Here is a 1,034-nt window from a genome sequence, read left to right as displayed (position 1 = left end):
ATTTCCTTATCCTAGCGATACGTTTAATATTCTTATCCATATCATGTTGGGAGTTACAGTGGATAACTTCATAATTACCTTTATTAGAGTACAAAGAACCCCAGCTACATATAAGATCAGTAGTACCAAATAAATTAGCTTGAGTAGTTAATCTATAATATTTATGATCTTTAGTCCAATAAGAAACTGTCATGTTACTAGTTATAAATATAAGCACCTATAATAATAGTAGTGCAGCCGATTATACCCAGCACCTCAGCATAAATAAGAGCTTTGGCTTTTTTAATAAAACCGTAGATTAACCAGTTAATAAGCACAAACAGGCATATAAGATAAGCCATTAATGAAATATCCTCAGCAGATTGAGTTGAGAATATCTTATATGCTTGTATGTAATGCATAGATTGCCCAAGTATACCTACAACCATGATATAATATTCGTAATAGTCTGATGCGGGAGGTTTAGATTTTTTATCTATACTATATTGGAGTGTGTTTGTGTTATTTACCATATTATTTCTGCTAAAACATTTTCAGACCAATTATCGATATGATTAAGTGAGTAATAAAGAATAATCGCAATATTGCTTATGTTTATATTTGCTCCTTTTTCTAATAATAAAACACAAACATCTATTATTGGCTCATGATCATAACGAGACATTAAAAGGTGTAGAGGAGTATCGCCATCTTGATCTTGCTGATTAACATTAAAACCATTTTCAAGTGCCTCTTTTATAGCGTTGTAGTTAAGGTTACCATCCAAAAAAAGTGTATGTAATGTCATAGGATTTATAATATAATTACAGTTAATTAAAACTTAATATTTAGAGATTAATAATTCTCGACCTTTACTTTTCCACTTATCTATAATCTTCGGATTAATGATTAATTGTTCTTTACAATCAAGTAACATTCCGTAAAGAATATGAGCATTATCAGGATGTAAATAATCAAGACCAGCTTTAACAAATAAACCACCTAACATAATCTTTTTTCTAGCGTCAGATTTACGATCAAAGGCTACTGCTTTT

Annotated in this window: 3 protein-coding genes and 1 pseudogene; all 4 read right to left on the bottom strand. The window is 30.0% G+C overall.

The features are described from left to right. Positions 1-193: pseudogene (locus tag KYQ89_RS02355) on the bottom strand (DNA polymerase III subunit epsilon); the annotation flags it as partial. 4 nt (positions 194-197) lie between these two features. Next, positions 198-512, bottom strand: coding sequence for a SemiSWEET family transporter (locus KYQ89_RS02350; RefSeq protein ID WP_256621203.1), 315 nt, complete (start codon positions 510-512; stop codon positions 198-200). Next, entirely contained in the window at positions 506-787 is a 282-nt protein-coding gene (locus tag KYQ89_RS02345; protein WP_218460244.1) for a hypothetical protein, read from the bottom strand. The genes KYQ89_RS02350 and KYQ89_RS02345 overlap by 7 nt, the downstream gene beginning before the upstream one ends. A 33-nt stretch (positions 788-820) precedes the next feature. Beyond that, positions 821-1,034, bottom strand: a 214-nt coding sequence (locus KYQ89_RS02340; RefSeq protein WP_256621202.1) for a conjugal transfer protein TraD, incomplete at its 5' end; no start/stop codon positions are given.

The sequence above is a fragment of the Rickettsia sp. TH2014 genome (assembly GCF_019249195.1).
Classification (GTDB): domain Bacteria; phylum Pseudomonadota; class Alphaproteobacteria; order Rickettsiales; family Rickettsiaceae; genus Rickettsia; species Rickettsia felis.
The sequence above is the reverse complement of the archived record's forward strand: the minus strand, read 5'-3'. Positions and strand labels throughout refer to the sequence as shown.

What these genes read in the sequence shown, in the direction of transcription:
- KYQ89_RS02350 (WP_256621203.1), bottom strand. Translation starts at nt 512, where the DNA reads ATGGTAAATAACACAAACACACTCCAATATAGTATAGATAAAAAATCT.
- KYQ89_RS02345 (WP_218460244.1), bottom strand. Translation starts at nt 787, where the DNA reads ATGACATTACATACACTTTTTTTGGATGGTAACCTTAACTACAACGCT.